General features: G+C 56.0%; 20 protein-coding genes and 1 pseudogene. 10 read left to right on the forward strand and 11 right to left on the reverse strand.

The window, feature by feature from the left end:
- Window positions 1–140: 140 nt before the first annotated feature.
- Both MUG98_RS04145 and MUG98_RS04150 read left to right on the forward strand, forming a co-directional pair.
- Window positions 141–554 carry an EamA family transporter gene (locus MUG98_RS04145; protein WP_265110896.1) on the forward strand — a complete coding sequence of 138 codons (414 nt, stop codon included), beginning with the start codon at window positions 141–143 and terminating at the stop codon, window positions 552–554.
- Window positions 555–901: 347 nt separating this feature from the next.
- A complete protein-coding gene (locus MUG98_RS04150; RefSeq protein WP_265110897.1) occupies window positions 902–1,372 on the forward strand; it encodes a hypothetical protein in 471 nt (156 codons plus the stop codon).
- Window positions 1,373–2,159: 787 nt separating this feature from the next.
- Here MUG98_RS04150 and MUG98_RS04155 read toward each other — a convergent pair.
- Entirely contained in the window at window positions 2,160–3,266 is a 1,107-nt protein-coding gene (locus MUG98_RS04155) for a PQQ-binding-like beta-propeller repeat protein (protein ID WP_265110898.1), read from the reverse strand.
- A 929-nt stretch (window positions 3,267–4,195) separates the two neighbouring features.
- Between MUG98_RS04155 and MUG98_RS04160 the strand changes: the two genes are divergently transcribed.
- Complete coding sequence (locus tag MUG98_RS04160) at window positions 4,196–5,224, forward strand: DUF2332 domain-containing protein (protein WP_265110899.1); 1,029 nt, start codon at window positions 4,196–4,198, stop codon at window positions 5,222–5,224.
- Window positions 5,225–5,985: 761 nt separating this feature from the next.
- On the opposite strand, the gene MUG98_RS04165 is transcribed toward MUG98_RS04160, so the two are convergent.
- The 3 genes from MUG98_RS04165 to MUG98_RS04175 all read right to left on the reverse strand — a co-directional run bounded on the left by MUG98_RS04165 (window position 5,986) and on the right by MUG98_RS04175 (window position 9,074).
- Window positions 5,986–7,899, reverse strand: a complete 1,914-nt coding sequence (locus MUG98_RS04165) for a serine hydrolase domain-containing protein (RefSeq protein WP_265110900.1) — start codon at window positions 7,897–7,899, stop codon at window positions 5,986–5,988.
- A 35-nt stretch (window positions 7,900–7,934) separates the two neighbouring features.
- Window positions 7,935–8,486: a DUF998 domain-containing protein gene (locus MUG98_RS04170; protein WP_265110901.1), complete on the reverse strand. Its 552-nt coding sequence runs from the start codon at window positions 8,484–8,486 to the stop codon at window positions 7,935–7,937.
- Window positions 8,487–8,714: 228 nt separating this feature from the next.
- Window positions 8,715–9,074, reverse strand: coding sequence for a spore germination protein GerW family protein (locus MUG98_RS04175; RefSeq protein ID WP_265110902.1), 360 nt, complete (start codon window positions 9,072–9,074; stop codon window positions 8,715–8,717).
- Window positions 9,075–9,273: 199 nt separating this feature from the next.
- Here MUG98_RS04175 and MUG98_RS04180 point away from each other — a divergent pair.
- The 3 genes and pseudogenes from MUG98_RS04180 to MUG98_RS04190 all read left to right on the forward strand — a co-directional run bounded on the left by MUG98_RS04180 (window position 9,274) and on the right by MUG98_RS04190 (window position 12,333).
- Window positions 9,274–9,866, forward strand: a pseudogene (locus MUG98_RS04180) (flavodoxin domain-containing protein).
- A 329-nt stretch (window positions 9,867–10,195) separates the two neighbouring features.
- On the forward strand, window positions 10,196–11,473 hold the full coding sequence (locus tag MUG98_RS04185) for an MFS transporter (RefSeq protein WP_265110903.1): 1,278 nt from the start codon (window positions 10,196–10,198) through the stop codon (window positions 11,471–11,473).
- Window positions 11,470–12,333 carry a hypothetical protein gene (locus MUG98_RS04190; protein WP_265110904.1) on the forward strand — a complete coding sequence of 288 codons (864 nt, stop codon included), beginning with the start codon at window positions 11,470–11,472 and terminating at the stop codon, window positions 12,331–12,333. The genes MUG98_RS04185 and MUG98_RS04190 overlap by 4 nt, the downstream gene beginning before the upstream one ends.
- A 39-nt stretch (window positions 12,334–12,372) precedes the next feature.
- Here MUG98_RS04190 and MUG98_RS04195 read toward each other — a convergent pair whose 3' ends face one another.
- Together MUG98_RS04195 and MUG98_RS04200 are read right to left on the reverse strand one after the other, a co-directional pair.
- Complete coding sequence (locus MUG98_RS04195) at window positions 12,373–13,383, reverse strand: ArsR/SmtB family transcription factor (RefSeq protein WP_320443112.1); 1,011 nt, start codon at window positions 13,381–13,383, stop codon at window positions 12,373–12,375.
- A gap of 152 nt (window positions 13,384–13,535) precedes the next feature.
- The gene (locus MUG98_RS04200; RefSeq protein ID WP_265110905.1) at window positions 13,536–14,021 is read right to left on the reverse strand and encodes a hypothetical protein; all 486 of its coding nucleotides are present in this window, start codon (window positions 14,019–14,021) and stop codon (window positions 13,536–13,538) included.
- Between the two features lie 600 nt (window positions 14,022–14,621).
- On the opposite strand from MUG98_RS04200, the gene MUG98_RS04205 reads away from it, so the two are divergent.
- Together MUG98_RS04205 and MUG98_RS04210 are read left to right on the forward strand one after the other, a co-directional pair.
- Window positions 14,622–14,915 (forward strand): bacteriophage holin, encoded by a 294-nt coding sequence (locus tag MUG98_RS04205; protein ID WP_265110906.1) that lies wholly within the window; start codon window positions 14,622–14,624, stop codon window positions 14,913–14,915.
- Window positions 14,916–15,040: 125 nt separating this feature from the next.
- On the forward strand, window positions 15,041–16,264 hold the full coding sequence (locus MUG98_RS04210) for an APC family permease (protein WP_265110907.1): 1,224 nt from the start codon (window positions 15,041–15,043) through the stop codon (window positions 16,262–16,264).
- Window positions 16,265–16,571: 307 nt separating this feature from the next.
- On the opposite strand, the gene MUG98_RS04215 is transcribed toward MUG98_RS04210, so the two are convergent.
- The 4 genes from MUG98_RS04215 to MUG98_RS04230 all read right to left on the reverse strand — a co-directional run bounded on the left by MUG98_RS04215 (window position 16,572) and on the right by MUG98_RS04230 (window position 20,185).
- Window positions 16,572–17,402, reverse strand: a complete 831-nt coding sequence (locus tag MUG98_RS04215; protein WP_265112437.1) for an IS5 family transposase — start codon at window positions 17,400–17,402, stop codon at window positions 16,572–16,574.
- Between the two features lie 168 nt (window positions 17,403–17,570).
- Window positions 17,571–18,311, reverse strand: a complete 741-nt coding sequence (locus tag MUG98_RS04220) for an outer membrane protein assembly factor BamB family protein (protein WP_265110908.1) — start codon at window positions 18,309–18,311, stop codon at window positions 17,571–17,573.
- Between the two features lie 827 nt (window positions 18,312–19,138).
- Window positions 19,139–19,354, reverse strand: a complete 216-nt coding sequence (locus MUG98_RS04225) for a hypothetical protein (protein WP_265110909.1) — start codon at window positions 19,352–19,354, stop codon at window positions 19,139–19,141.
- 318 nt (window positions 19,355–19,672) lie between these two features.
- A complete protein-coding gene (locus MUG98_RS04230) occupies window positions 19,673–20,185 on the reverse strand; it encodes a hypothetical protein (RefSeq protein WP_265110910.1) in 513 nt (170 codons plus the stop codon).
- A 295-nt stretch (window positions 20,186–20,480) separates the two neighbouring features.
- Here MUG98_RS04230 and MUG98_RS04235 point away from each other — a divergent pair, with 295 nt between their 5' ends.
- Entirely contained in the window at window positions 20,481–21,047 is a 567-nt protein-coding gene (locus MUG98_RS04235; protein WP_265110911.1) for a YbhB/YbcL family Raf kinase inhibitor-like protein, read from the forward strand.
- A gap of 248 nt (window positions 21,048–21,295) precedes the next feature.
- Here the strand turns inward: MUG98_RS04235 and MUG98_RS04240 are convergent, their stop codons facing one another.
- On the reverse strand, window positions 21,296–21,571 hold the full coding sequence (locus MUG98_RS04240) for a PadR family transcriptional regulator (protein WP_265110912.1): 276 nt from the start codon (window positions 21,569–21,571) through the stop codon (window positions 21,296–21,298).
- Between the two features lie 394 nt (window positions 21,572–21,965).
- On the opposite strand from MUG98_RS04240, the gene MUG98_RS04245 reads away from it, so the two are divergent.
- Complete coding sequence (locus MUG98_RS04245; RefSeq protein ID WP_265110913.1) at window positions 21,966–23,135, forward strand: PQQ-like beta-propeller repeat protein; 1,170 nt, start codon at window positions 21,966–21,968, stop codon at window positions 23,133–23,135.
- Window positions 23,136–23,446: the final 311 nt, after the last annotated feature.

Here is a 23,446-nt window from a genome sequence, read left to right on the forward strand (position 1 = left end):
GCGGTAGACTAACCGAACGCTGACACCGAATTTAGTTATCGCTCGGTCAGTAAGGTTTTCCCTACGGTTTCCAGACACATATGTGGGTATATGACACACCGCCAAGGGCGAGTAATAGTTGATCTGGAGGGGAAGGTTCTGTGAACTACGTGTTATGGGCGCTGCTGGCGATGGGTTGTTACTCGTTCGCGTTCCTGTTTATGAAAATTGCACTCCAAGATCTGTCGACATTCACCGTCATGCCGATTGCGGTCGGCACACTGGCCGTGGGAGCGACGACTGTGGCGTCCCTGTTCGGTGAGTGGTCGGTTCCGTCGGTGACGAGCCGACCTGTCGGGTTCGCACTCGCAGCAGGAATCTGTCTCGCTGGTGCTGTCGTCGGGTATTTCCGCGCACTCTCGACTGGCCCTGTTAGCGTCGTCGTGCCGATCTTCGGGATGTTCCTCGTCGGTGGAGCACTCCTCGGAATCGTCGTGTTGGGCGAGGGAGTCACGGCGAAGAAGGCCCTCGGCATCGCGTTTGGTGCTGTTGCGGTCGTCCTCATTGCCACGTGATGCCCCGAGTCTGATCACGCGTGATCCGTGTGTTCTACGCAACTGCACAATACGCATGTGTAGTGAGCCGGGGTTCACCGGTTTCGGCGTGAAACAGACGAAGTCGTCGTACTGAACTCAGGCTCTTAGTCGGTCACGCCGTTTCTGACAAGAATCGAGTAGTTGATCTAGTATCTGCTGAACTCACAGCGCGAATGCAGCATGGATCGTCGCCCACTCAGGGGGGAGTACAATTGCTCAATTCTTCCACAGTTTCGGTGGACTATTCCGGTTTCCGGCCAGCGGATATCCTCTTTCACGAAGCCCAGCAGAGAAGACATATATGCTATAGTGCCTAATTTGAAGGTGTGAGTAGTTACCAATTATTAATTTTAGTTATAGTCTCTGTGAGTATACTACCGATGACTGGCTGCGTCGGCGTCGAAAACGGCTATGAAGACTATGAGTACACGGTTTCGGCGAGCGAGCCCCACACCGGGGACGTCTTCGGCGACGTAACAGAAACGCAGTTCTACTCAGAATGGGGGTATACCTATGCGTCCGTGACAGTGAGGAACGGGGTCAACGAATCGCTGGTCGATTCGAGCGGGAACTGGTCGATTCCGGATGGGAATGCGACGACCGTCCGGTTAGAGCAAGTACGGATCACCAACGGATCGACGGTGGTTCAGGGTGGCCGCGAAATTACGCCGGACGATCCCGATTGGGGCGCCCATCTCGACGTTCCGTCTGACGGCGACGAGGAACGGTATCTGCTGCGGGCGACGGCAGACAATAGAACAATAGACTCCATCGAGATAACGATACGAGAGACGTGACAGAATTGCAGGGACAGATACGTACGCATTTCAGGGACTGATCGGTGCGGTCGTCACACTCGGTGTCGGATTGCTCGTGATGAATGGTCCCTATACACCGTCCGAGACGCCCGACTCGTCCGCTTCGTCATTCTGTGGCTGCCCGTCGTAATTCCGAACCCGTACTCGAAACTCCTCTCGTAGACTAATCACAGATAGTGTAATGACATGCTCTTTATTCAGCACGCCGATCATGACAGTGATTCGGGAGTTCGATCGGGTCTTGCTGAATAGATAGCGCGAATGCGGCACGAGATTGTGACCGATCTACGAACGTGGTGATCGCTCAGTACAGGACGCTGTAATATCAGTTCAAAAATCACTAATTCTATTATAATTCTGCTATGAGTGCTATTATGGACGAATCTGCCCTCCAGAACCGTCTTGACACTATCCAATTGATATTGCTGGTGAACACCCTTCTCTTACTTGGAATCGGATTTAAATACGCTACTGAATCAACAGTTGGAGTGATAGTACTCGCAGCATTAGTTGGATACGGGCATCTGAAGAGCAGTCGATAATCTGAACTGAGTTCAGTAAGTTCGCAGATTTACTGAACAGCTGGTTCATTGGATTCAGCGTGAAACAAACGAAGCCATCGTACTGAACTCATCCTCTGTATTCATCACGCCGCTCTTGACAACAACTCGGTAGCTGGTTCAGCTTCTGCTGAATAGACAGCGCAAGTCTGTCAGTGTCTCGTCGATAGAGCAGGGTGCTGAATCCTGTTGCGCCATAACGCGTGTTAGCCAAACGGACAGCGACCAGCAACCTCGAACGAGCACTCGCCGAACGCGTGGAGGTTCCCGAAGTTCGATCCGAGCCCGAGGTTCGATCCGAGGAAGACGAGGTCAGAGGTGACCGCCGGAGTCCCCTTGCCGGCCTCTTCGTTGCGCCCCATCTCTGCGCGACCGAGTTCCTCGCCCGTTGCAGCGTCGACGACGAACAGGTGACCGTACATCGTACCACGCTGAATCCAGCCCGTGGCGTAGACTGCATCACCGGAAACGACCGGCGTCGAGACGAGATCGACCTGTGGCTCGCCCTGGGGGCGCTTGCCCTCGTCGGGACCAAACCGCCACACCCGCTCACCCGTCTCGAGACGGCGGGCCTCGAGGCCGAAAGCCGCGACATGATAGATCAGTCCGTCAGCGACGGCACACCCCGCGACCGGCCAGCGGGAACCGATCGGCTGCCGCCAGCGAAGCGATCGGTCATCGCGGTCCAGCGCGACGAGCGTGTGCTGCTCGTCGTCCTGGTGCCAGAGCGGCACGAGCAGCAGGTCGTCGACGACGGTCGGGGTTCCGTAGATAGGCTCCTCCCAGCGCCAGTACTCCTCACCGGTCGCCAGATCGAGCGCGACGAGACCATCACGATGGAACGGGGCGTAAACCATGTTATCGGTTCCGGCCAATCGCACCATCCCTTCACACTCGGGGAAGGGCGTTTGCCACTGTTCATCGCCAGTCGCGGGATCGATGCCGTAGACACGTTCGTCTTGGTGGTCTTCGGCGCTGTACGCCCCCGTGACGACAACGTCGTCGGTAACGACGGGCGTGATGTTGTAGGGGGGTCGTTGCTGGCCGCGAGAGAGGTTGTCGAAGGCCCACTGAACCTTTCCGTCAGTGGTGAGCATCGTCAACCCAGGCTTGGTCTGGAGGAACAACCGGTCCCCGTCGACGACCGTTGAATCCGAGTGGTACACATAATGGAACTTGTCGGTCCGGAAGAGTTCGGTCGTCCACCTGGAGTTGCCAGTCGCCGCGTCGAACGCCTCGATCCACGCCCCGCCGCGTTCCTTACCTCGTGGCTCCTGTGAATAGGCAAAGTAGAGCACGCCATCGTCGACCACCGGAGAGGTATCGACCACGCCGCCGCGCGATCGCTCCCTGTGCCAGACTGTGTGGAGGTCCGTAGTCGGCCCCTCTGTAGTCGAGTACCCCGTGTGGGCGTTATTCAGCGTTCGTCTGGGCCAGGAACCGTCGGCGGACGAGTTCTCGGTCGAGACGCATCCCGCGAATGCACCGCTCCCAGCAGTACACGCTGCGAGAACCGACCGACGAGTGGAGGGCATTGGTACGAGGGTTACCGTGGCGCAAATTATAAATTCCGGTCGTCTATTACCAGTTTCAGAACAGCGGAGTGGAGACGTGGACATCGAACCAGGAGCTAAATCCATCCTCTGAGTCGGTCACGTCGTTTCTGACAAGAATTAGGTAGTTTGTTTAGTGTGTGCTGAACTCAGAGCGCGAATGGTGCACAAGATTCGGCTCAGTCTGCGAAGGTGGTGAATCACTCACGATAAGGCAAGTAGATAACGTTCAACCAAGTGGTGTTGCTAGGCCGATAGCGCCTGCAATGAATACATCTGCAACGAATAGCAGGAAAGCAAACCACGGTTTAAACTTGTGTTCAGTCGTGGTAGCAGAAGCGTGGACATAGGCTGCTAAGCTGACAACCATACTACTGAATTACGTTCTGTCGGTAAAAATATCGTTATATCGTTGTTCGGTTCGCAGATCTCCTGAACGGTTAATTCATCAAATTTGGGGCGAAACAAAGGAAGCCGCCGTGCTGAATCCATACTCTGTAGTCAGCACGCCGTTTCTGACAGTGGTCACGCAGAATGAGCAGCCGCTGCTGGACAGAACGCGCGAATGTGGCACAAGCGGAAACTCGGTATCGAGGAGCGGCGTCTGTCTGGAACCGTGAACGCGGTCGAAGATCGCTTCGAAGTCTGTTGAGACGTACGTTTATAAAATACACACCACAACAAGGTCTGTGGATATTTCTGACAAGTTCACGCGGTACGCGGGTTGGGTAGAAAATAAGTGTCCACTGTACGCTAAACTCACAAAAGCAGCGGCCGATGACGGTCACCTTCTCGATATCGCATCGGAAGCGTCCCCTGGACAGCCGGAACCTGAACTTCTGCTCGCGGCGACGCATTCTTTACTCTTAGAGGAAAGAGACCATCCACTCGCCCAGTTTTACCCCACTTGTGAGCAAACCGGATCCGATGAATCGCCTGTGGCTCATTTTCGGGACTTTTGCACACAGAATGAAGACCAGTTGCGATCGATCATCGCTACTCGCCGTTGTCAAACTAACGACGTCGGTCGATCGGCGATCCTTCTTCCGGCATTCGAACACGTCTCGAGACTTGTGGAATCCAATTCACTCGCTCAGATCGAAATCGGAACGAGTGCGGGCCTCAACCTCAACTGGGATCAATACTCGTACGAATTCGTCGGAGTCGATCGGGTGGGAGAGCCTGATTCTCCTGTAACGATCACGACCGAGGTACGCGGCAAGGGACGGCCTCCGCTCCCTCAAAACTTCCCTACGGTTGCTCATCGATGTGGGATCGATCTCAACACGCTCGACGTGACCGACGATGAGGATGCGCGGTGGCTTCATGCACTGATTCATCCAAATCAGACTCGTCGCCACCGCCAGCTCGTGGCGGCTATCGAAGTGGCGCGAGAGAACCAATCGTCACTCATTGAGGGCGATGTCTTCGATGAACTACCGGCGCAACTGTCGAATGCTCCGAGTAACGCTGATCTTATCGTATTCAGTACACATGTCCTCTATCAACTCACTGAAGATAAGATAGCGGAACTCCGGTCACTCCTCTCTAGCCATAGTTCGGAACAACCCGTCCATTGGCTCTCTATCGATCCCGACGAAGAACTTGGTGAGCCTACATATCGGTTAGTCACATTTGTGGATGGAGACGCTACTGAATCGCAGATTGCACAGTTCGAACCGTATGGTGACTGGATCCAGTGGCAGGGTAATCGTTGACCCTCCCTACATCTATTGCTACATCAGTTTCTCCTTTGATCAGATTGCATAGTTACAAAGCAGATGATTCATCGTAGTCGTAAAAACAAACACGGCTAGCGTGCTGAACTTATCCTCTCTATCCAGCACGCAATGTCTGCCAGCATCCAGATAGTTCGTTCAGACGCTGCTGAATAGAACGTGTGAATGTCGCACGAAGTCTGGCTCGATTTGCGAACGTGGTGATCACCCAGTACAGACATCTCAAACGCCGATCAAATACTAGACGATATCCCCTCTGATTCGTCGGAAAACGAACACTACAACCGCCGAAAAGATAGCAGTGTAAACAATACCCAAAACTAACCAGTACAACAAAGCAGCCCCGCTATTAGAAATCTGAAGTGGAAGCCCATTCACAATAAAGTCAAGAGTATAATATGAGAGTTGCAGCGGAACTGTGCGCGTGGTATCTAACCCCCAAATCAAAACGGTAGTTGATAGGAAGGTGACAATATCAATGAGGGTGCTGATATGAGTTACTTCCTCTATTTTCATAGTATTGGTCAGATACCCAACATATATATGTTTTCTGTAATAGTGTTCAGTTCGCATATCTACTGAACGGCTGGTTCATTGGCTTCGGGATGGAACAAACAAAGCCGTCGTGCTGGGCCCGTCCTCTGTAGTCAGCACGCCGTTTCTGACGGTGGTCGCGCAGAATGAACAGCCACTGGTGTTTTCTGTGGACTTATATCCGATACTGTTCAGTAACCCAGCGGTTACATCTGGTACCAGAGAAGATTCCAGTACCAGAGCAGCCATGTGAACACGATCGCAGCGAGCGCGACCACCGTGTAGTGAACCCGCGTCCAGCGTCCCCACTCTCGGTTCCGTATGGCGATACCGGCGAAGACCACCGTCGAAACGCTCGCTACTGCGCCGACGAGTGAGGGAATCGTGAGGAGCCGAAACAGTAGCCGGTCTCCATACAGAAACGCAGTTGGTCGCATCGTCAGCGCTCCTACGAAACCGACGACAAACAGGAGGAAACAGACAGCAGCTATGCCGCCTGTCCACTGTGCAAATCGGAGTGGAGAGTCTCCCCGGGATCGTTCCGCGCCACGATACCAGCGCCAAATGGCTGCTCCCGACCATCCAACAACGGCCGTCACGAACACTACGACAGAGAAAGCAACGATCGCACCGTGAACCCGTGGTTGTTCTAGTAGCGAAAGTCGTTCGTACGCCGACGCTGGACGACTCCCGAGAAACAGGTGTGTGACGTCTCCATCGGTTTCGCGAAATGCGAGTCGGTCAGGACCGTCGATTTCACGGAAGAAGAGCGGTTCCGCTTCGACCCATCGCTTCGTGTCATCGCCGTGTGTCGTTATCAGTCGTCCTCGATCGTCGAGAGAAACGGAGACGGACTCGGTGACGCCGATGAACTTCTCTGAGGTCGTAGACGGGACCCTGAGCGTTCTGTACGTCCCTTCGAGGTCGGTCCCTCGAGTTGGTGTACCATCCGGAATCGTCACTGACGGCTCTTCCGTGGGAAAGTACTGCTCGATGAATTCGTCGATGAACTCCTCTCTGGCGTTGGTACCACCCGTGCTGTTGTACGAAACGAACACCCCCACGTCGTGTTCGGGGACGAGAAAGAGGAGGCTGTGAAATAATCGCGTGTCTCCAGCGTGACCAATCACTCGTACACCGTGGCGACTCATCTCGTAAAAGCCGAATCCCATCCCGTTCACCCGTTCGTCGTTGGCGAACCGACGGCGGTGCATCTCCGCGACCGTTTCCGATTCGAGTATCCGGTCATCATCGACAGTTCCGCCCTGAAGGTGTGCCCGGACGAATCGTGCCATGTCAGTCGCGGTCGCACTCATTGCACCTGTCGCCGGCATACCGACGAACTCGAAGTCGCCTTCTCGGAACTCGCCGTCTGTGGCTGTGTACCCCTTCGCAAGATCAGCCCGAAGACCGTCCGGAACCGGCTGGGCGAACGTGCTCCGTTTCATCGAGAGCGGATCGAAAATTTCCTCATTGACGTAGTTCTCGAACGACGTCTCGGCGGCTGTTGCCACGATGTGACCGGAGAGGGCAGCGCCGTAGTTCGAGTAGGCAGTAAACCGTCCTGGCGGACGGATGCGAGCAGGTTGTTCTTCGACAAGCGTCTGCTCCAGTGGCTGGAGGTCGGTTTCGGCTAACACGAACGTCCCGTGGGCCCGATCCTCGAACCCGGGCGTATGAGTCCCGAGATGGTCGAGTGTGATCGGTTGCTCGTACGTCCTGGGAACGTCGATCTCATCGAGATACTGGTTTACGTCGGTGTCGAGATCGAATCGCCCGCGTTCGACGCCCTGCATCACGGCGGTCCAGGTGAACAGTTTCGACACGGAACCGATACGAAAGAGCGTTTCATCGGCGCGAACGGGTGTCTCCGACTCGACGTCACTGAAGCCGTATCCCTTTGCGAACTCCGAATCACCATCGACGACAGCGACTGTCGCCCCTGGAATACTGTGCCCCTCCAGTTGCGCACGTATGAGACCGTCGAGAAATGACTCGAAAGCGTTCGGATCGGCGAGTGGTCCCGCATCAAGCTGGGCAACGGCCCTACTCGCGGTATCCGTGCTGGCAGCTACGGGCGTCGAGACGACAGCAGCACTAACCGCGAGTCCACCCAGCACTTCCCGGCGCGAAACGGTATCCATTGTACTGTAACTCACTCGCCTCGATGGACGAGTGTATCGGGTCGGTCGGGGCTCCCGAGCAGGTAGCCACCGAAGGCTACCAGCCAGAGCATCACTGGGTAGACGATCATTCGTTCGGTCCCCCCGTGGCCGATAGGGCCGAACGCCGCCGTATTGCCGGCATCACCCGCCGCCATGAGCACAACGAACACGAGCCCAATACCACCGGCGAGGACCGATATCGCCCGCATTACGCCGGAGAGTCGAGTTGCAGTCCCGAGGGCCTGTACGTTGAAGAACACGAACGCGAGGAGTGCGAACAGCGAGTGGAGTCCGCCGGTATCGAGCGGGAAGACGCCGGCACCGATCGCACCGATGCCGGCGAGTGCGAAGATGGCGAAGAGCCAGCGTTTTCCGTGGGTCTGGTAGAAGTAGAACCCGCCAAGGAGGTTGCACAGGCCGGCGACGATGAGCGAGATATTGAACACCAGCGCGGTCTCGGCGATGACGCCGAGGTCACTGATGGCAGCCGCACCGAAGTCGTAGCCAGGGGCCATCGCTGCTGCAAGCATGATGACCGTCATAAACTGGGCGGCGAGTGCGACGAAGAAAACACCTGCGCGTTTCCGGTTATCTGACGCCGTTCCATGGATTTCACCAGTGGCCTGGCTATACGCGGTATTCCGAGTCATCGTGTGGTCACTGATTGCTAGTCCGCTCCCAGAGAACATATAGTAGCTCTGCTGAAATCCGCAGAGCATTACAGCTCCGGCCGACAGTCCGGTCAGATGAAGACCTTCCCGCAGTCAGGGTTACTTCCGACCGAGTACATACCCGAAAACGAACCACAGACCAGCCATTACCGCACGCTTCCGTGTGTCACCGAACGGGATGAATCGGGTATCCTGGTTCGTTATTTCCACGACACCGGTCGGAGTAGCCCAGACACCGCCGCCCATCCCGCCTCCCTCGCCGGCTTCTCGGTTCTCGGCTGCAGTATCGACGTCCTCGCGGCCGCCCGATTCGTATCCGCCCCCGAATCCGTACGCTACCTTTGCGACGGGAACGATCGTTTTCCCGTCGTGTGCGACGGGCTCGCCGTACACTTGGGTGACGCCCGCGTGGTCCTGAAGACGATCACCGATTGCAGAGAGTCGTTCCCTGTCGTTCATACACACGCACCGACGAGACTCCCCGATCTAGCTTCGTCACCCCGATGCTACCGGTCCCGTCGAAATCGAGATCCGAGTTGATATAATCAGGACGGATAGACGATCGAAGCGGGAATCTGGCGAGGTTCCCACGATGCGCTACCGACCCTGGGTGGGTGCTTTATTGGATTCGAGCGTGTATCTGAAGTGGTGATTTGACGTGGGTTCGTTCCTCGTGTGCTATGGAACCGGAGAGGGGCAGCGGCAACAGTCGCTACTCGCATCGCTGACGCACTCACGGAACGGGGGCACGATGCTACGTCGGAGAACGCCGATGAGATTCCAGCGGACCTCGTCGTCGATGATTTCGATGCGGTTCTCGTTGGTGCGTCCGTTCATCGCGGTGCGCACCAGCCGGCGATCCGTGAGTTCGTCAGATCAAACCGCGACGCCCTCACGTCGAAACCGACCGCGTTTTTCCAGGTCTCGCTGTCCTCCGCGACCGAAGCGGGCCGTGCGCAAGCGGCGGAATACGTCGACGCATTCCTCGAGGACACGGACTGGCATCCCGACCGGATCGGCCTCTTCGGCGGCGCGCTTCGGTACTCGAAGTACGGCTTTCTCAAGCGACTGCTGATGAAACAGATTGCCAAGCGAACGATCTCTGAGATGCCCGAGGAGGACGCATCCGGTGACATTGAATTTACAGACTGGGCCGAAGTGGAAGCGTTCGCTGCCGACGTCGCCGCATTCGTTGAGGGACGTCTGGGTGTAACGTCGCCGGCGACCGGTGACTCGGAACTGAGCGAGTGAGGCCGATTGCAGAACGCCCCTGTTCCGCAACTCGTTTGGTGAGCGTTTGACACCCGTCTTTGACATGGTCGAACCACTTCGACCGAGGGATGTCGATCGTACCGGCGAATCTGCGGATCCAACTGATGTATGACTGGTTTGGTATTTAACTGGGACGGCCACAACGACAACATTCCTATAGGTGAGAAATCAGCCACATGGGAATGTGGTGGGTTCTGCTACTGCCTCTACGGATACTACAGACGACCTCAAACATATTTGAGTTACATTACTGCCAATATGTAGAATGAGAGACAATATTTATGCCGGATTGAGGATTACAGCACGCTATGAAGTTCTTCGAGTTCGTCCGTGAAGGCCAGTGGATCCCCATCACTGGATATCTAATCTACGTTTCTGCGCTCACGGCCGGATACTATTACAACCTCACGTTCGTCCAACTGGGACTGACCGATCTCGGAACGCGGGGGATCGGTCTGTCGCCCGGGGACGTGTCGATGGCGATGGCCATACTCGCGCTCCTCACTCTCGTCGCTGCCGTCGCCAGCGGCGTCCTGATGGATCGCCGTGGATGGAGCACTGACCTGTACGTGAAGTTCCGGTTGCTCTTTCTGGTCGTTTTCGTCCAACTGCTGCTGACGATCGCCGCCCCCCACGTGAGTACGGTCGAACAGTTTGTGCTCTGGGTGATCGTCTGTTCGATGGCGCTCGGCGTCGGAATCCCGGTGACGTTCAGTTTCATGCTCGATTTCGTTCCCGTGAGGGACCGCGGATACGTCGCTGCCATCGTGGCAGGATCGTCGTTCTTCGTCGCGGCCCTGTATCCGATCGAATGGCGGATCGACGAGTTCAGTCTCGTCATGAGCGCGACGATGGTTCCGGCAGTCCTCGTTCTCGCCGTTCTCTCGGTCAGGCGGTTCCGATTCGTCGATAGACTCGCCAGTCAACACGAACGCGACGCGTTCGGAACTGGCCGATTCTGCCGGCCGACACCGGTTCGAACGGCAAGTTTCGCGTTCTGGGGACCGGTTCTGCTGATGTTCGGCGTCTTCTTCATCGATAGCCTGGGCTTTCTCCGAATCATCGAGACGCCGCTGTACATCTACACGTCCTGGCAATCTCCCGATCTGAGCGTCCGGTTGTTTATCGCTGTCTTGCACGTCGTCGGGGCGTTCGCTGCTGGCATCATCTACACGAATTTCGACCGAAACTGGCTGTTCCTCTGGGTGTTCGGCCTGTTCGCGTTCACACACCTCCTGTACGTCTTCCACGTCCAGTTTGGCGCGGGTGACACCCCACCGCTGGTACTGCCGATGTTCTACGTGCTCGCGGTCAGTTTCTACACGACGCTCAACTTCGCACTCTGGCCGGACCTCTCCACGCCCGAGACGATCGGCACGCACACGGCCCTCGGCGTCGGGATAGCGGGGTGGCTGGCGACCTTCTCGAGTACCGCGCTGGCGCTGTACTCCGAGGGGATCGGACTCTCGCTGTTGAGTCACCTGACGTACGTGAACGCGCTGGCACTGCTGTTCGTCGTCGCGTTGCCGGTGCTGCTATACGTGCATCGGATGGTTGAATTGGCTCGTGGAGGGACGACGCCATGAACCTGGAGCTCATCCCGCTCTTGATAATCGCGCTGCTCATGATCTCGGCGGGCGGGGCAGACGTCGAGACCACCGAGTTCGTTATCGAAGGCGACCACGAGATGACCGAGCACCGGGGCGCGTTGATCGTCGGGGATGCGACGGTCACGGTACCGCCCGACGAAGCGGTGTCCGGTCCGGTCTACGTTATCGGTGGCGAGTTTCGGGTCCAGGGAACAGTCGACGGTGACGTGACGCAACTCTCCGGATCGCTCGTCGTCGAGGACGGTGCAACGATCGGCGGAGAACTCCAGCACATCGGAGGGAGTGAGGTGCTGTCCGATGGAGCAGTCATTACGGAGCGGACCACGGTCGTGTTCGAATCCGCCGAACCCGGCCCGATCGCCGCGTACACGCCGTTCGTTCTGACGACGCTGATGCTGGCGCTCGTGGGGGCGTTGCTCTCCCGAAAACGCGAACCACTGCTCGATAACGTCGGGGCAGCCACGCAAGATCATCCATTGATCAGCCTCACCGTGGGAGCACTCCTCTCCGTAACGTTCCTCTCCGTGTTCGTATTCATGGCGTTCACCCTGATCCTCCTCCCCGTGAGCATACTCGGTCTTCTGATCGGATTGCTGACAATCGCTTACGGTATCATCGCACTGGGATATCTCGCCGGCCAGCGACTGGACACCCCACGCGTCGGACTGGCGACCGGTCTCGGAGTCGTTGCTATCATGGTGTTGTTACAGGTGATCGGAGTGATTCCGATCCTCGGGGACCTGATCGCGGGCGGGCTTCTCCTCACCGGACTGGGTGCTGTCGTACTGACGTACTTCGGGCTGCAAGAGTTCGAACCGGTATCGCTTCCGGAGTAACGGCGAGAGTACCAACCGAGAAGTAGACGAGTCGCTGCCTCACAGCCCGATTGTAACTGTTCCTGTATCATCCATTTTGAGACGAATCGTCTCATTGCCCAGCGTAATTTCGAAAGTAGCTGCAAACGGGTTGTCGGAGACGATATCCGTCACAATTACATCCGATGTGATGTACTCGAAAAATTCCCAGAGTGGAACGTCCAGCAGCGAAATGTCGTGCTCCCAAAACTGGTGGAGGACTGCTGGGTGAAACGCAACCGTCACTTCAATCGGGATACTGATTATATGTTGGCATTCACGACACGAGCTAACGTGGAGGTGAATCGTTTTCCCATTGTGCTCGTACACGTCAACAGCCGTATCGACGCGACCGAAACACTCCGGGCAAACGTCCCCTCGTAGCTGAATGTACATACTCCAGATGCGGTAGCCGAAGCTCTCGATGATCTCTGCAGATGTCCGGTCACGCGTCTGACTCCGAGGAAAGAAATCGGTTACGAGGATCGCGTCACACGAGGTGCAGCGAATACGGAAGTGTTCGGCGTCAAGCGTTGCTAGGAGTGACGCTTCGTCACAGAACAAGCAGACACCGGAGACCTCACTGTCTTCAAATGTTGCAGTACTTTCGTACACATCGGAGATGATCACACGAACGATTTTGTGACCACTATACGTGAGTCGATATCCATCAGGAGTCTCACTGATGAATTGTCCGACGAGCTGATCGAGGTGATACGAAAATTGGGACGAGCTATCGATATCTACTGCGTCATATAATTCTGTAAAGGACATCGTGTGCCACGGTTTCTGATGTTCTTGTTCTACCTTATCCAACGCGAGTAATATTTGCAGCCGCTGGGTGTTTCCGAGCGCGTTGATGGCATCAACCACTTCCTGATCGATTTGATCGCTCTGATCCGCTACCATGACTAGTACAACTACGTCCCATCTGGGCACCCAGCGAGATAAGAACCCTTGGCTCCGACGAATCAGTTTCTCGATCTCATGCCCGATATGCCCCACACCGATGACGAGCCCGCTGATCGCCATTCCACCGGCAGTGGCGCAGCGGGGAGAGAGCCATTTCTGGAACTCTTTCGCAGCATACGCCGAGAAAATACCGCGGAATAGCAGTGTTCCCGCTCTGTTTAAACATTTAGGAATTGAGATAATATTCGTGCTGAGTATAGAGGCTTAAGTTACTATTCGGTACTATCCGCTGACTTTCCCCGTGCCGACGGCTGATCAAGTAACCACCAGCCGGTGACCAGAAGGACGACTCCCGTCGTAGTTGTGATAGCCAACGGTGTGGGGTTGTCAGCCGGGGCAATGAGTGGACCGCCAACGGACGCGCCGAACAGAAGCGAGATCGTCCCGATGACTAGACAGACGCCACCGACCGTCTGGAACATGACCCCTTTCTCCCCATCGCCCGACCGGAGCCGCGCCACCCCCGCGCCGACGATCGCCAGTAAGTAGAGAAACACCGGAAATGCGATCGGGTGGTAGGGAGTCAGGATTGGAAGTACAACCTCGACGACATCATATGCAACGACCAGCAGGTAGGCGGGGATCTGCAGCGGTTGAAACCTGACAGACCTCACGAAGTAGAGTGCGATGATGGCTGCATAGGCGATCGCGACATCGCGACCGAGGAGGACCCGTCTGAGCGTCAGCCGAGTGACCATACCGGATCGTAACTCTCGAAGAATAAATAAGTATGTCATGCACCGTATAAATAGATCATACCGTGGTGAATGTTTGCGATCTACGCGCTTTGTTTCTTGCATCGATCACTCATTCTGCGTGAATACTGTCAGAAACGGTGTGATGATTACAGAGTATACGTCCATCACGACGCATCTGTTACTCCCCAGCCAGTGGAGACGAACCGGCCGCTATGTGTAGATGCGAACGTATCGATTCTGGTGTCTGAGTAGGAGACCCCTCACCAATCCGACGCTCTTGCCAGTTCAATAAATGCATACAGAAAAGCGATACTTCCGAACCACAATGTTAGCGTATGCAGAAAGTCGGGGGCTGATCCCCTGAATCCTTGAGGCAGGACGAGCAAGGATATCAGCATGACGAGAATAGCGAGTAATCGGACGATCTGGTCGGACATACGACCACATTCCACTAGTTTGATGTGAATCGTTCGGTGTTTTCCCTGCGCATAGCATGACCGTCGAGTACCTATCAACAACAAAGGATTTCGACGGGGCTACCGTTTTCGAACCTCGGAACGAGATTAACCGATTAAGTGGAGAGCTGACGACCCATCGGATGTGAGTGATCTGAATACCCGTCGAGTAGATGGCAAAGCACTTGGAAAAGCAACGGGTTTGCTGTGGTCCGGAGCCGTTGTTGTGCTGGGATTGACGGCACGTCGCGGGTGGGGTGATGAGTGGCGGGATCTCCTTTTCGATGTGTATCTGGGCTATGACTCGACGAATCGAGGATTGGTCGTAGGTGCTGTCTGGGCGTTCGCAGACGGGTTTGTCGGCGCGTATCTTCTTGCCTGGTTGTATGATTTCTCCCGCCATTACGAGAAACAAACCAACCCAGTGACCATGATATAATATGGCTTTGCTTCGTTCCCTACTGAGACGCAGCCGTGCAGGAAAACTCGGTCTCGTGGAGGTCGTTGCGATGGGCGTCGGGGGCATGGTCTCGGGCCGGGATCTATGCCGTGCTCGGCGTCGCGATGAGACAGGCCGGCAATGCCGTCCCTCTTTCGTATCTCATTGGGGGCGTCATCACGCTCCTCACCGCGTACTCGTATCTCAAACTCACGTTGCACTACGAAGAACACGGTGGGGCGTTCACGTTCGTCGAACACGCAACGGACAACGTACATATCGCAGGCTTCGTTGGCTGGGTTCTTGTCGTCGGGTACGTCGGTGTGATGGCGATGTATGCGTTCGCCTTCGGGGCGTACACGCTCACTGCCGCACGGGCCGTCGTCGGAATCGAGCTGCCACAGGTCCTTCGTCCAATCATCTCGGTCCTCGTGGTCGGGGCCTTCGTCGGGTTGAACCTTTCCGGCGTCCACGAGACCGGCCTGTTCGAGGACATCGCCGTCTACGTTAAAATCGCCGTCCTGCTCTCGCTTGCCACGCTCGGGATCGCCTTCTACGGGGGTGATCCCATCGCGATTGACTTTTTCAATAAAGGTCATCTCAGTCCCGTCACGGGCTTTGCGATTATTTTTGTCTCGTACGAAGGCTTCCAGTTGCTGGTCTACGACTATGACGACATCGAAAACGTCGAACAGATCCTCCCGATCGGGATGTACGTGTCAATCGCGATCGCCATCCTGATTTACGTCTCGGTCTCGTTCATGGCCACGCTCCAGCATTCCCCCGACCAACTCATCGTCCACGAGGAGACGGCACTCGCAGCTGCTGTCTCGAATATTCCACTCCTGGGCGCTGTCGGATTCGTGCTGGTGATTCTCTCGGCGATGAAAAGCGCATCTTCGGGGATCAACGCGACGCTTTTTGGCACCTCCCGGCTCGTCCACGAAATCGCGACCGAAGGAGCCATTCCCCGGTTATTCTCCTTCCGTAACCGCGAGGGAATCCCCGTCTACGCACTGCTGCTGATGGGCGGGCTGACCGCCGCTTTCGCCGCACTCGGGACGCTCAAGCAGATCACCGAGTTCGGCTCGGTCGCCTTCCTGATCGCTGACGCCGTCGCGAACTTCGTCAACCTCCAACTCGCCGACGAGACGGGATCGAACCGCCTCTTTCCCGCACTCGGCCTACTCGGTACCGTGACCGCGATTCCGATCGTTCTCTATCACCTCTATCTGACCGACATCGAAATACTGCTCTGGATCGTCGGTATTTTCGCCTCGCTCTTCCTGCTTGAGTTCCTCTACATCGAGCGACATCCGTTTGACCCCGAGAACCATGGCGAGCGGTGATGAATCTCAGATCAACTCATTGAGGGAGAAACCGAGGTATCACCGCGACATACGCCCTCTTTCCAGCAAGACTGTGCTACCAATTCTGGAATACGTAGCCGCTGGTAGATCTCTTGGTGACCGAAGATGCTCTGCTGAACGTATTCTCTGTATTCAACACGCTGCTTTTGGCAGCTATCCGGAAGGTCGATTGCCACTCCGTTACCTACTTGACCTCCACTGAGCGATTCCCCTTCCACGTGATCGGCTACCAACTCGTGCCAGATTCGCGCCCTGGGTCTTGTTTAGATGGTCGAAATCATTTGAGTTAGGCCCTGAGCGATTGTTCGATGTTTCTGACGGCGGCCTTAAGGACGAGTTCGCGGAACTGTCCGAACCACGTTCTTGCCTTAAGTGTTGAACCGAATCGCTTGCGTAACGCGAAAAACATCGATTCTGCGATAGACCGTTGATGGTAGGTTTCATCATCAATCCGAGCATTGTGTGTGGCATCGAGCGAGTAGAACTCACGATGCTTGATCACCGGTCTAATTCCCTCGTTTCGCAGCATCTGCCGGAGTTCATCCCAATCAAACCCTTTGTCGGCGACGACGGTTTCCACGTTGCTGAGGTTTCTTTTCAGGACTTGCCACGCAATCTGCGTGTCATGTGGTAGGTTCATTGAGCAGTGTACGTCGAGAATAGCTCGCGTAGAACAGTCTACGAGAATAGTGGTTTTAACCGACTCAAACGTTCCTTTGACGCGCTTTGCGTAGTTGTGGCTGGACGAGCGATGAGCGATGCTGGTTGAGTCGATTGCTTGTACCTCTCCGGTATCGAATAGTTCCGCCGACAGCTGCAGCAGCATCCGCCAGACGGGCATCTTGAGATCCTGTTTTCGAACACAAACGGTGGTGAAGTCCGGCAACTCATCCGGTGAAAGGCCGAGTTTGGCGACAATAGCTGGCATTTCTCGAAGAACGTCTAGCAACCGTCGGTAGGAGTGATCGAGGTATTCCCGAAGACCATGGATCGCTACGATCACCCAATCAGCGTAGCCACCCTTTCCTTTGCTGAGAGGTTCTTTCGAACCGCTTCCGACAGCTTTTTGAGACAATTCGACGCATCGTTCGGTGAAGCGGGCCAGTTTGGAGTGCACATCCACCTGTGCTCGCTTCATTTCCTAGAATTCCCGACATAGAGGCAATATTACTAGCGTCTAAACACGGCCCGCGCCTTGTATTCAGCGAGACCTGAGTGTACTCCCAGATCATTGTCAAGAACGGCGTGCTGAATACAGAGGACGTCTGCAGCACAGTACTGTTGTTTAGGTCTCGTCGTGATGTCCGAGTGTTCCGTGTTCTATCCGTGAGTCCTCGCTCGAACCGTCGATGCCCGCATCCAGTGCGTACACGTTGTTATTGTAGCTCCCGATGAAAACGGTTCCGTCCACCACCGTCGGCGACGACTCAATCCCGCCGAAGAGTCCAACCTTCCACCGGTTCGAGCCGTCGTCCGCGTTCAGTGCGTACACGTTGCCGTCGTTGCTGCCGACGAAGACCGTGCCAGCAGCTACCGTCGGAGACGACGTAATACCGCCACCGGTCTCGAACGTCCAGATCTCGTCGCCCGAACTCGCGTCCAGCGCATATAGGCGGGTATCGTCCGTCTCGTGATAGCGTCCGCTTCCGACGAAGACCGTGCCAGCAGCTACCGTCGGCGACGACGCAATACCGCCGTCGGTCTCGAACGTCCAGACAACTTCACCAGAGGCTGCATCTAAGGCGTAGACAGTGCGATCGCCGCTGCCCACGAAGACCGTTCCGTTAGCGATCGTCGGCGACGAGTAAATCGAGTACACACCGACTACGAACGTCCAGCGTACCGAGCCATCTTCGGCGTCGAGTGCGTATAGGCTGTCGCTTCCGACGAAGACGGTATTATCCGCTACAGTCGGAGACGACCCAACTGGATCCCCTGTCTCGACTGCCCACCGTTTCTCTCCATCGTCGGCGTCCAGTGCGTACACAGACCCGTCTTGACTCCCGATAAAGACGGTTTCGTTCACTACTGTAGGCGACGATCGAACCCGGAAATCAGTTCTGAACCACCAGCGCTTCCGATCCGACGCGGATGTACTCAGACAGCCACCGAGGGCCACGGAGACACCAGTACCAAGGGTAGTCAGGTAGGCTCGACGGAGGGCGGCCGTTCTTTCCGAAGGCACAGCAAATACCCTATCTATCACTATAAGCGCACGGATCAGTAATGAACATTCTCGTTCAGTTTTCGTTGAGTCACCTTGCTACGTGCTGCATACGCGCCCTGTATTCAACACGACCTGATCGGACCTACAAGACCTGATCGAACTGCGGAACTGCTGTCAAGAGGGGCGTGCTAAATAGAGAGATGTATTCATCACACTCATGTTGACTAAGAAGAAACATCCGACCATGTCCTCCGAAACAGCTGCGCTCCTTCGGTCGATTCGCCAGTGGGTACTAGTTGGCGTGTTTCTACTTGGAATTGGGATACTCACACTGGCTCATACAGGGTGGATTCTAACTGCAACCAGTATCCTCTATTGGCAAAGTCTCGTGTTTAGCACCGCCGGTGTACTCGGAGGGATTGTCGCGAGTGTTGCTGGATTAAAGATACTAAGTAGTTATTCCCCCTCTGCGCCCGATGGACAGTCAACCGATTCAACTGAGTAGTCGTTCAAGCCTTTCTGACCCCTGTGACCGACTTGCGCCCTGTGTCTTGCAGAGACTTGACGAGCTACCGAACTGTTGTCAGAGGCGGCTCGCAATATTCAGAGGATAAGTTTAGCAAACCGACGTAGTTTGTTCCGAACGAACTGCGCTGAATCAGCCGATCAGTAGATATGCACACCGATTAGTTGTACTGTCCCGCCAGCCAGATCAGAAAAAGAACCGTGCCGAGACCAATAGCCGTGATGGTGAGGGCAAATTCTGGACTTGTAAGGGAAAGATCTTCCAAATATCCTGTAATCTGATTTATTCCCCAGACAGCGACGAGAAGGCAGATGGCGAGTGCTATGATGAGGAGTTCATAGTCAAACCACGTCTTCAGACCGTCTAACCACGCCATAGTACCAAATGGCGTTTGGACTACTATAGTCTTTCAGTTAATCTGCCATCTGTATTTACCGGCGGTAACTCTTTGACCTGTACTGAACGACCACCACCCTTCGTCAATCGGCTTTCGGAGAGTGGTGCATTCGCGCCCTCTATTCAGCAGCGTCTATACGAACTGCCAGATCACTGTTAAGAGCGGCGTACTGAATACAGAGCATGAGTTCAGCGCGTCGTCCTCGTTTGTTTCACGTCGAAACCGGTGATCCATCCGCTCACCACACGTGCGTACTTACCGCGAGTTTCATGCCCAACTCCGAATAAAGGAACGGGATTACCAACTACTGCTAACTTGATTTCTTTCGCTATTGAAATTTCTATCCGTTCCAAAGGGATAATTTTGGAATTCGGTCTGTTGTATCGTATTATTCGTTATCCGGTAGGTGACTGAATAAGTGAACTCCTCCGATTCAGTCAGTTGTGATGAGTTGGTAACACCGCCACGACACTCTAACTGGACGTGAAACTCGTCTGTACTACCGTTCGAGACTGAGAGAGAGGTACAGTTGGTTATCACGTTTTCATCGTCGTGGAGCCTGTGGTTATGGCTTGCAACGAGGTCGTTATAGAACAGGCGCTCTTCGTACGTAGTAGTGTAGTCCACGACATTCGAGGAATTCAACGGAGTCGGTTTCTCGGGACCAATGGGGTAACTCTCAACATCCGAAACACCCCCGCCCGGCGTATCAGGCTGAATCTGGAACGCGGCAAACATCCCCGCGCCAACAAGAAGTACGACGGCAAGAAACCCGAGTAGGATAACAAGCGATTCGCGTTCGGAGGTCATTTCGTAAAAGGAAGTAGTCAATACACATGTCCTTTCTTCCTCGCTGACTGTTGGTCATTCTGTATGTCACCTGTACTGAGCGATCACTACCTTCGCAAACCGTACTGGATCGGGTGCGACATTCGCGCCCTGAGTTCAGCACACACTACACAAACTACCCGATTCTTGTCAGAAAAGACGTGAGCGACTCAGAGTATCCATTCAGCGACACTGAATCGATACCGGAGGGGACGGCGGGAAACCGGAAGTCTGACGCTAGCAAACACTCAAGCAACTATCTGTTCATGAGCAGCGTATGCTGACTCGCCGCGATCTGCTCGGAGCAGGAGTGCTACTGGTGAGCGCTGGCTGTCTGGGCGAGGGGACTGATACCGGCAACGGGGACAGAGGAACTGGGCCGTCGTTCTCCTCGCCTGCGTTCACAGGCGGGACATCGATTCCCCCGAAATACACCTGCGACGGTGAGGACGTGTCTCCACCCTTGCGACTTCGTGGAACGCCGGGCACCGAGTCGTTGGCGGTGGTCGTTGACGACCCGGATGCTCCGACCGACGATCCGTTCGTCCACTGGCTGCTGTGGAACGTCCCACCGGACATCGAGGACATCCCCGAAGCGATTGCGCCTGAGCCGACCGTGGAAGCGCTGGACGGGGCGGTCCAGGGAACCAACGACTTCGGCGACCTTGGGTATCGTGGCCCGTGCCCGCCAGCAGACGACGAAAAACACACCTACCAGTTCACGGTACAGCTCGTCGACACGATCCTCGATCTCGATCCCGGGACCGCGTCCGAGACGTTCCGGACCACCGTCGAGCCGCACGTCCGGGGTGAAGCAACGATCACTGGCACCTACGAGCGCTAGGAAGAGCGAAGTCGGCGCATCAGACGGTCAATACACCTGCTTATTGAGCGTGTAAGTGCACCAAATACTGTGGCACTCATCACAGAGGTATCCAGCGTACCCATCGACAATATGGCGCTCGACGTGAGTGTCTTTTCCACATCCCTCACACTTCATGTTATCCTATTCCAGGTGAGATGATCATCTGTTCCCGAGAACTGCCGGATGGCACCCGCGGTGAGTGAGAGATTGCGTACTCACCCGCTCGGTCACGAATCGAGATACTGTTGTTCCCATTCTCGGCGGTCGTGAATTTGTTCCGTTCCGGCGTCTGTGATCGCATAGTAATTTGTCCGCCGATCGAGTTGCCCCTTTTCGACCAGTTCTTTGTTCACGAGCGTATCGAGGTTCGGATACAGTCGCCCGTGGTTAATCTCGGAGTTGTAGTATTTTTCGACTTGGTCTTTGACATCTTGGCCAGACGGTTGATCGTCACCTGCGATAACGTAGAGGAGGTCTCGCTGAAATCCTGTAAGATCGTGCATGATGGTCCCACACACCCTCTCCCAAGTAATTGTAATCCCACTAATACAACCTTATTTTGGCAGAATAAGGATTCTCGTACGAGGACTGTTTGTGAGAACTGGTGAGAGACCATTATCTACTTTATCTGTACTGAGCGTCCACCGCCTTCGCAAGCCGATCCGAATCTGTTGCAACATTCGCGCTATATATTCCGCAGCGGCTGGGCTTTCTACCGAGCGGCGTGCTGGATAGAGAGGTTGAATTTAGCAAAGTGAACACGTTCTGTTCATCGGTGAGGGTCTGAATCGGCTGTTGTTACGGGACGGGAACCGGACGTACCGGGGGCGTTGATGAGGCGGCTTCGTGTGAAGAAACCACAAAAGGTATTTCAGGTAGCTCTCTCTGGGTGGCTGTATGCCCTCCAGACGACGTGTGCTCGCCACAACTGGGAGCCTCGCGGCCGCGGCAACCGCTGGCTGTCTCGACTTTGGTGCCGACGTGGATCCGGGAACTGATGCCGGCACGGACTGGCCCATGCCGGACTTCGATAGCCGGGCCACCAGTTGGGCCCGCGATGCGGCTGCCCCCCGAGAGGCCCCGTCGGAACGCTTCCGGATCGACTTACCGAGTCCGACCGACCGCCCCGTCGTCGCCGACAGGACCGTCTTCCTCCCGACGATGGGGGGCCTGATTGCGCTCGACGCCGACGACGGCGAGGAACGGTGGCGATATGCACCCTCCGAGGCTGTCCCTTCCGTCTCGTCTCCGGCAGTTCACGACGGATCCGTCTACGTCACCGGTGAGGACCCCGGCCTAGTCGCGCTCGATGTCGCCGACGGATCAGTCGAGTGGACCGTCAAGAGCGACGAACGGATGCGAGCGCCGCCCGCCCCAACCAGAGAGTGGCGCGCGCTCTATGTCGGGGACAACGCCGGCCGGGTCATCCGCGTCACCCCGGACGGTGAGGTCGAATGGACCACCGACGTGTACGGCGCTGTTACGCGGCTGGTCGCGCGCGGACCCGACGGCGTCTTCGTCGGCACGACAGCGGGGGAGGTCCACGCACTCTATGACGGTCGGGGGATCTGGCGTCAACCGGTCCCGGGGAAGGTGACCGCGCTCGCCGCCAATGAGGGAAACGATGTCTACGTCGCTACCTTCGGCGGTGGGACCCTCCGACTCGCCGGCGGCGCCCACGCCGGGCGTTCACGCTGGCACGCCGAGGACGGTCCGACAGCACACCGGTCGTTCGCGCTGGTTGGGACCGGCCTGTTCGGTGCAGATGGGGCTGGACTCACGCGCCAACACCATCGCACTGGCAAGCGCGATTGGCGGCTCGGTGACGACTACTTCTCGGCGCCAGCGGCCGTAGGTGACACTGTCTACGTCGGCGGCCGGGGGGAGGTGGCGGCATTCAAGGTCGGCGGCGGCCTCGGGATCGGCAGCAACCGTGTCGAAGCCCGTCGCTGGACCTACGGGCTCGGCAATGCGGCCGGTGGCGACCTCGCCGTCGCCGACGGCGTGCTGTTCGTCCCGATCATGGGACGGGAAGACACCGAGTCTGGGTTGTTGGCGCTGGAGTGACCGGTTGCTCACTCCGAAGACCGCGATTCCAGAACGGATCCCAGGATTCGACATCACCTCGAACGTGCTTCAGAGGGAAATAAAACGACAGTCTTGTTGGTGCTCAAACCACACATAACGACTCGAAGCTCCGATTCTTGAGTCGTTTCGATACTGTCTTTGCGCCCTGTATCTTGCACGTCTCGGATCGGCCTCTCCAGAAACTGTCAGAACCGGTGTGCGAGAGACAGAGAATGTATCCATCACAATATCTGAAATTATTTCACGATCGACGCTTCGAATCATCCGCTCAGTAGACCTGCGTATCTTGC

The organism is Halosolutus halophilus (assembly GCF_022869805.1).
Lineage (GTDB): Archaea > Halobacteriota > Halobacteria > Halobacteriales > Natrialbaceae > Halosolutus > Halosolutus halophilus.